This is a genomic window from Shewanella sp. N2AIL (assembly GCF_022690845.1).
In the GTDB taxonomy this organism is placed as follows: domain Bacteria; phylum Pseudomonadota; class Gammaproteobacteria; order Enterobacterales; family Shewanellaceae; genus Shewanella; species Shewanella baltica.
The window spans coordinates 84,823-91,789 of sequence record NZ_JALBYT010000021.1 but is presented as its reverse complement, the minus strand read 5'-3'; the positions used below and the strand labels follow the sequence as shown (position 1 = coordinate 91,789).

The following is a 6,967-nucleotide window of genomic DNA, read 5'->3' as shown; positions in this document are numbered from 1 at the left end:
TGCGCCATCAAGATAAACAAGATCAGGAACATGAGGCTCAATTGTCGTTGCAGATGATGTAGGTTCTTGGAATAGCCCCTTCCAGGGGCAAGTCAAAGCCGCCTTCTAAGAAGGCGGATTCTTTACTGCTTCTTCATTTGTTTGTTTACCCTATGACTCCGGTCTTAACGGCTTCTTTGCGTATTAGCCAAATGGGCTATTTTTGCCTTTTTACCTTAGCTCTTCGGGCTAATTTGCCCCCCAGCGTAATGACGGGAGATCTTTAACCCTGTTAACCTGCTTTATCGAAAATTGACGCTAAAACTCCCGTTGTTAAAACGGAGGTTAGCGGCGGTTTTAAGGTTCGATTAAAAGGTTAAGGAGGGATAAGTGAAACAGTTAAAACAGCGTCTGCTTACTTACGTTTTATGTCCATTCCTGCTGCTGGCTTCCCCTATCACTCTTGCCGACAACGACATTGAAATTAGTGGTTTAGTGATAGATAGAACCTTGACTCGGTTTGGTAAGGATTTTGGCTTCTACTACTCAAGCTATTGGCGCGAGTTGCCCTTTACCCAAGGCTTTAACGTGACGCTGTACGAGACTGTGTTTCCGCAGGCCGGAACCGTTTTAACCTTAGAAGTAAACGGGACACGGATTTACACCACCCATTTTGGTCGTCGTGCAAATCCGGTTAAAGAGAGTGCAGAGCAGGCGATTTTGATCACGATTGATTATTTAGCGCAAGTCAGAGCCAATGCAATAACAGGTGATTTTTCAGGAACATCGGACGACTTTTAGGATAATAATAATGACATACAGGACGTTACTTGCCCTTGTCACGCTATGTGTGGCAAGCAGTGGCCAAGCCACTGAATTGATTTACACGCCAGTGAATCCCAGTTTTGGCGGCAATCCACAAAATGGGGCTTTTCTATTAAATAAAGCCCAAGCGCAGAATGACAATAAATCCAACTCGACCGAGAAGGACTTTGTTACCCGTTTTAAAGAATCCCTAGAGCGTAACATCATCAACTCGATCACCCGCGGTGTCGCTGATGGCGAAATCACCGATGGCGTTTACGATACTGGCGATTTTCGTATTGAAGTGGCCTCGACAGGAAATGGCGTGATGTTGACCATCACGAATACTGAAACCGGTGAAATCACAGTGATTGAAATGCCGACGTTTGGAGGTATCAACTAATGGCCCGTTTAGTCTTTTTGGGTCTATTGCTGTTAAGCATGTCGGCCTGTAGCTTGATCCCAAAACCCGATTTAAATATCACGCCTGCCGAGGTTAACCCCTTGAGTGAGGTGATGCGTGGGCTACAAACTCAACCTGGCCCTAAGTTTCCCATCCCAGTAGCCGTGTATTCCTTTCGCGATCAAACTGGCCAATATAAACCACAGGCGAACGTGAGTTCGTTTTCGACTGCGGTGACTCAGGGCGCAACCTCTATGTTGATGCAGACCTTGCTCGATTCTAAATGGTTTACCCCAGTGGAACGTGAAGGGCTACAAAACCTGCTGACCGAGCGCAAAATTAGTAATAAACAGAGCGGTACTAAGGGCGATGAAGTGCCCGTATTATCCACCGCCAGATTGTTACTCGAAGGTGGCGTCATTAGCTATGAGACTAACACCAGCACAGGCGGTAGCGGTGTCGAATACTACGGCATTGGCGCTTCGGAAATGTATCGTGAAGATCAGGTGACCATTTATCTGCGCGCCGTCGATGTGCACACAGGTAAAGTGATGATGTCGGTTTCGACCAGCAAACGTGTTTTATCCCAAGAAATGCGCGCTGGCTTGTTCCGTTACACCAGTTTAAATCGCCTTGCTGAGGCAGAAATCGGTTTTACCACTAACGAGCCAGTACAGTTTTGCGTGTTGCAAGCCATTGAATTAGCGGTCGCTGAGCTGATTGATAAGGGCATTAAGCAAGGCTACTGGAGTCCAACTCAAGTCACCCAGCCAGTAGAGAAAGCGCAGGAATTGAGTCAAAGTTAGACGTTAGACGTTAGACGCTAGACGTTGGAGTTAGATATCGCAGAAAGCAGGTCTCTGCTTTATCTCTTAGTCACTATCTGTGTGAAGACGTAAAAGAAAACCGAGCCAGTTAAACTGACTCGGTTTTTTATTGGATTAATTTCTGCAGTGGGTGGACGTTGGCAGTATTGTGGGCTGTGTGGTGTTAGCCCGCTTGCATGGCCTTCCAAAACAGTTCAAAACTGGCATCGCGGTACCTTGTATTCGTGCCCAAGTGCGGGTTATCAATAAAAAATCGGGTTGCCGCCAGATATTGGCCATGGCAGTTTTCTAGCATCAGCTCCAGCGGATAGTGGGCGATTAATCCTTCTATTTGTCCTTGCTTAATCAGTTCGCTAATAAAGCCTAAGATGCTGTTCATCGCTTGATCGCGCACCTTAGCGGCAATCATGGGCGACATTGAATATTGTTGAAAAAACAGCTGCTTGACAGGGTTATCCAGCGACCAATCAATCGCACTTTGCCATAGTTGTAGGGCATTGAGCTTAAGATCGCTGCCCTTATGAGTGTTCAACAGCAAGGCATCGGCAAATTCTTGTTTTATTGTAAGAAATAAAGATTCCATCAAGGCTTCCTTGGAAGGGAAATGATGGAACAAGGTGCCCGTTGCTACACCTGCTTGCTTAGCAATCGAGGCGGTGGACGTGCCATGAAATCCTTGGCTGACAAAGAGCGCTAAGGCCGTGTCGAGAATGGCTTGGCGCTTATCTGTCATGGTTTTAATGGGTTGCTGCGTTAATGGCTGATTCAAGATTTATCCCCCAATGATTAGCGTAAAAATAGCTTCATCAAGATGCGCTGGATAACAGTGCCGTAGGGCGGGTGCACAAATTTGCCTGTGTTGAATCGGCCTCGGCTAAGCACAGTTTTAGCGTGGCTGAAGGTTAAAAAGCCTTCCTTGCCATGGTAATGCCCCATTCCTGACGGGCCGATTCCGCCAAAGGGCGCATCGTCAGCGGCGACATGAAACACAGTTTCGTTAATGCACACACCGCCAGAATGGGTCTGCTGGAGGATCTTTTGCTGAGTTGGCTCATCGAAACTCATCACATACAGCGCTAGCGGTCTTGCTCTCTGGTTGATGTACTGAATCGCTTCATCTAAGGTGTCGTAGCTAATAATCGGTAACAATGGGCCAAAAATTTCCTCTTGCATCAATAGCATATCTTCACTGGTGTGAGTGATTAGCTGAGTGGCGAGTTTACGATGTTGACTATCGATAGCTTCGTCTGTCGCCGAAATAACATGGGCGCCCTTAGCTTTCGCGTCGTCGAGCACTGTCATCAAGCGGTCAAACTGACGGGTATTAATGATGCTGCCGTAGTCTTTGTTGTGGTTTATCGCGCCGTACATGGCATTAAATTTAGTTCGGTAGGCGGCAATAAATTCATCCACTTTTGATTTTGGACATAGAACATAATCCGGTGCGACGCAGATTTGTCCGGCATTCAAACACTTACCATAAATCATTCGTTCTACTGCTATCTCAAGCGGCATATCGGGGGCGATAATGACTGGCGATTTACCGCCCAATTCGAGTGTCACTGGGGTGAGATTATTGGCTGCGGCACGCATCACATGACGGCCAACTGTGGTCGAGCCGGTAAAGAGTAAATGATCAAAGGGTAGGGCTGAAAACGCTGCGGCGACATCGGCTTCACCTTCTACAACTGCCACGTGGGACTCATCGAAGACGTGTGCCAGTAGTTGTTTGATCACTTGGTTAGTCGCAGGGGTGAATTCGGACATTTTTAGCATGGCGTGATTACCAGCCGCGATGGCGGTCACTAGCGGGCCAATTGATAGCATGACGGGGAAGTTCCACGGCACTATGATGCCGATAACCCCCACAGGCTGATAATGCACAGTGACTTTGGCTGGAGCGAGCAAGAGCCCTGCATGGCGAGCGCTGGGGTTGAGCCATTTTTTTAGATTTTTCAAACTGTAATTGATGTTGTTGATGACTGGCATAATGTCTGATATTAGGCTGTCATCAATCGATCTATGGCCATAGTCTTGGCTTAAGGCTTCGACTAAAGGCGTTTTAAATTGCAGTATGGCCGCTTTAAGTCGAGTTAATTGCTCCACTCGCGTAGCGTAGTTTGGATTCGGCGTCGCTAAATAACTGCTGCGTTGGCGTTGGAGCAATTGAGTCAGTGGCGAGGCATTAAGCTGTTCGGTGGCCATATTCATAGTGGTCGCTCCAAGGGAAATGGTAGGCTGAGTCTTATTCGGTACTTTATTTAACTAATCGTCTCGATTGAGTCTTTTATTAAATCAGTACCGACTGATTAGTCGGTTCATCCTAGCTTGCTTAGTGAGATGGTGCAAGTTATCTGATGTATTTTTGAGCAAGATCACGGCTTATTCAGGCGTTAGCTTTTACACTAATTCAAGGGTTGTTACATAAGGAGTATGTATGGCATTGTTAAAGCACGGAATTACGATTGGTATTGAACGCTATGGTGATGATGATTTTTTTGTTGCCTTTAAGGCCATCGGTACTTTAACTCATCAAGACTACGAAATGATGGTGCCAGTGTTGGAGTCGGCACTGGCGGGCGTAAAAGATCCTGATATCTTCGCCTTAGTGGATGTGACCGAGTTGGATGGCTTGGAACTACAGGCTGCTTGGGATGATCTGAAACTTGGGGTGAAGCATATTCGTCATTTCGAGAAAATAGCCATAGTCGGCAAGACGACTCTGCAGGAAGTGTTGGCTAAATTGGCAAACTGGTTTACGCCTGCTGAGGTCAGATTTTTTGTTGATAATGGCGACGCCGTTGCTTGGTTAAAAGACTAGTTACTCAGTAATCCATTAGCATCATAGAAGGAGTACAGATTATGCGTTCCGGTCAAATACTCTGGCCCACAGATTTTTCGGAAACTGCGGCCCATGCACTGAGTTATGCCATTGAAATGGCTAATCTATACCATGTAGGACTCAAAATTTTACACGTGGTTGAACAGCCGCTTGGCGATGAAAACTTTATGATTCTATCGATCACTCCAGAAGAGCTGGCTAAGAGTATGGAGGAAGCGGCAGCAACCAAGATGCAGGCGCTGTTAGAAGGGTTAAACACTGAACTTTCCATCACGACCTTGATCCGCCGCGGCGATCCTGTGTACCAGATTTTAGAAGAGGCCAACAGTAAAGATATTGGCATGGTAGTGATAGCGAGTCATGGCCGAACTGGGATTTCGCATTTTTTACACACCAATGTCGCAGAAGCGGTAGCTAACGGTGCGGCTTGTCCTGTGCTGGTGGTGAAGTAAGTGAGTTAGTGGCTTGACTCAATAAATCCAAAGGACGCTTATTGCGTCCTTTCTTTTTGATTGATAAAGAATAATTAATTGAAATGGGTACGCAAGAAGCATAGCTAACTGCTATAAAATAGTGGTATTTTGACTTTAATAAATAGCCTGATTAAAACTCAAATGATGGATAAGCTTATGCGTACTCAAGAAGTGTTATGCCCTACGGATTTTTCATCAACCGCAGCCCATGCGCTCAAATATGCGGTTGAAATGGCTAATCTTTATCATGTCGATATTCGATTATTGCATGTGACAAGCCCAGCCCGTGGCGCCCATTGCTATGGTATTGCGGTCGATATTCCAGCTACATTGGAAAATGAACTTCAAGCCTTTGTCGATGCAAAAATGCAAAGTTTGCAGCAGGAAATGCAGCAAGATCTCAACGAGGGACTCAATATTAAGCTCGTGGTGCGCCATGGTGATGCTATCGATGAGATTTTAGCGGAAGCCGTTGATGTCGGCATGGTGGTGATTGCCAGTCACGGCAGCAGTGGTTTAGCGGATTTTTTAAAGCCCCATGTGACACAAGATATTGTTAAGTATGCTAAGTGCCCTGTGCTGGTGGTGAAATAAAGCTTAGATATATAGGTTTAAGTAAAGAGCTTTAGATAAAGCTCTTTGAGAAAACCTAGTAGGAATCGTTTTTAATTATTTTAGGTTCTGTTAGCTTGGTTGACGCCTCGGCTTCATTTTCTAATGACATCAGGCGTCGATATTTTTCCTGCAAGGCCACTAAGCTCCCATCTTGGGTAATTTGTTTGAGTCCTGCATTAAAATCATCTCGAATTTGTTCACTAAGAAACGCAAACTTATACTCCGTTGGTGGGAATATTTGGTGGCAAATGGCCTGTTGTTTTAAATCTTTTTCAGTTAGCTTTCCCTCAAGATAGGCCTGTTTTAGGTAATATTTGAAGATATTTTTATCCATCACTACGACATCGGCCCTGTGTTTCATCAGCATATAAACTTGCTGCACTTGCCTCGCTTGTTCTTGGTAGCCGCTATTGGCCTTAACCATTTTGGCAAACTCTTCCCCCAGTAACGATGATGCGCGCTGAAAGGAGACGACTTGCTTGTTTTTTAAATCGTCTATGTTATTGATATTAAAATGATTGGCTTCGAGACTAATGGCGCAGTTTTGGTAGGTTATCGCAACATTGGAGTAAAATACGTTGTCGAGCATGCCATCTTTAATGTTGATGATACCATCGAGTTTACCTTCCCTGAGTTCATGGAAAGTGCGCGCCAGTGGCAAGTAGTGGATAGAAGCGGTATGACCTTTAACGGCGAGGGCTTGGTTCAGTAATTCGAGTTCGAGTCCGCTATTGGTTGCTTGGATAACATAAGGGGGAATAGACAGGCTGACGCCTATCTTAATTTCTGCCGCTTGGCCGAGCTGAGCGCCGCATAAGGTGAGTAACCCCATCAATTTATAGCGGTTACGACGAGCCACTGAGCTATTTGGCTTATTTAGATTTTGCGCCATAAGTTACCAATACCTCCGCGGTACACACTTGCAACTGTGTTTGATACTCGCCAGTCTTTCCATGACTCGATTGAGTAAGTGTAGTGTGTCTGTGAACTCAGCACGGCTTTATTTATTCAAATACGCTAAAGA

The 6,967-nt window shown here is 45.7% G+C and carries 9 protein-coding genes; 6 read left to right on the top strand and 3 right to left on the bottom strand.

Annotation, left to right across the window (positions count from 1 at the left end; all coding sequences use genetic code 11):
- Positions 1–369 precede the first annotated feature (369 nt).
- The 3 genes from MO387_RS13600 to MO387_RS13590 are packed head-to-tail and all read left to right on the top strand — an operon-like array spanning position 370 to position 1,992.
- A complete protein-coding gene (locus MO387_RS13600) occupies positions 370–780 on the top strand; it encodes a curli production assembly/transport protein CsgE (RefSeq protein ID WP_006082813.1) in 411 nt (136 codons plus the stop codon).
- 10 nt (positions 781–790) lie between these two features.
- Positions 791–1,186, top strand: coding sequence for a curli assembly protein CsgF (locus MO387_RS13595; RefSeq protein ID WP_006082812.1), 396 nt, complete (start codon positions 791–793; stop codon positions 1,184–1,186).
- Positions 1,186–1,992: a CsgG/HfaB family protein gene (locus MO387_RS13590; protein ID WP_107946687.1), complete on the top strand. Its 807-nt coding sequence runs from the start codon at positions 1,186–1,188 to the stop codon at positions 1,990–1,992. Before MO387_RS13595 ends, MO387_RS13590 begins: the two co-directional genes overlap by 1 nt.
- Before the next feature lie 184 nt (positions 1,993–2,176).
- Here MO387_RS13590 and MO387_RS13585 read toward each other — a convergent pair whose 3' ends face one another.
- The gene (locus MO387_RS13585; RefSeq protein ID WP_199908789.1) at positions 2,177–2,782 is read right to left on the bottom strand and encodes a TetR/AcrR family transcriptional regulator; all 606 of its coding nucleotides are present in this window, start codon (positions 2,780–2,782) and stop codon (positions 2,177–2,179) included.
- A 17-nt stretch (positions 2,783–2,799) separates the two neighbouring features.
- On the bottom strand, positions 2,800–4,224 hold the full coding sequence (locus MO387_RS13580; RefSeq protein WP_107946688.1) for a coniferyl aldehyde dehydrogenase: 1,425 nt from the start codon (positions 4,222–4,224) through the stop codon (positions 2,800–2,802).
- Between the two features lie 226 nt (positions 4,225–4,450).
- Here MO387_RS13580 and MO387_RS13575 point away from each other — a divergent pair, with 226 nt between their 5' ends.
- The 3 genes from MO387_RS13575 to MO387_RS13565 all read left to right on the top strand — a co-directional run bounded on the left by MO387_RS13575 (position 4,451) and on the right by MO387_RS13565 (position 5,922).
- Positions 4,451–4,834 carry an STAS/SEC14 domain-containing protein gene (locus tag MO387_RS13575; RefSeq protein ID WP_063883744.1) on the top strand — a complete coding sequence of 128 codons (384 nt, stop codon included), beginning with the start codon at positions 4,451–4,453 and terminating at the stop codon, positions 4,832–4,834.
- A 41-nt stretch (positions 4,835–4,875) separates the two neighbouring features.
- Positions 4,876–5,307, top strand: coding sequence for a universal stress protein (locus MO387_RS13570; protein ID WP_107946689.1), 432 nt, complete (start codon positions 4,876–4,878; stop codon positions 5,305–5,307).
- 177 nt (positions 5,308–5,484) lie between these two features.
- Positions 5,485–5,922 carry a universal stress protein gene (locus MO387_RS13565; RefSeq protein ID WP_006082806.1) on the top strand — a complete coding sequence of 146 codons (438 nt, stop codon included), beginning with the start codon at positions 5,485–5,487 and terminating at the stop codon, positions 5,920–5,922.
- 55 nt (positions 5,923–5,977) lie between these two features.
- Here MO387_RS13565 and MO387_RS13560 read toward each other — a convergent pair whose 3' ends face one another.
- The gene (locus tag MO387_RS13560; protein ID WP_107946690.1) at positions 5,978–6,835 is read right to left on the bottom strand and encodes a transporter substrate-binding domain-containing protein; all 858 of its coding nucleotides are present in this window, start codon (positions 6,833–6,835) and stop codon (positions 5,978–5,980) included.
- Positions 6,836–6,967 lie beyond the last annotated feature (132 nt).

Bases quoted from the DNA above. Each gene is read 5' to 3' on its own strand.
- MO387_RS13595 (WP_006082812.1), top strand. From the start codon at position 791: ATGACATACAGGACGTTACTTGCCCTTGTCACGCTATGTGTGGCAAGC.
- MO387_RS13590 (WP_107946687.1), top strand. From the start codon at position 1,186: ATGGCCCGTTTAGTCTTTTTGGGTCTATTGCTGTTAAGCATGTCGGCC.
- MO387_RS13580 (WP_107946688.1), bottom strand. From the start codon at position 4,224: ATGAATATGGCCACCGAACAGCTTAATGCCTCGCCACTGACTCAATTG.
- MO387_RS13575 (WP_063883744.1), top strand. From the start codon at position 4,451: ATGGCATTGTTAAAGCACGGAATTACGATTGGTATTGAACGCTATGGT.
- MO387_RS13570 (WP_107946689.1), top strand. From the start codon at position 4,876: ATGCGTTCCGGTCAAATACTCTGGCCCACAGATTTTTCGGAAACTGCG.
- MO387_RS13565 (WP_006082806.1), top strand. From the start codon at position 5,485: ATGCGTACTCAAGAAGTGTTATGCCCTACGGATTTTTCATCAACCGCA.
- MO387_RS13560 (WP_107946690.1), bottom strand. From the start codon at position 6,835: ATGGCGCAAAATCTAAATAAGCCAAATAGCTCAGTGGCTCGTCGTAAC.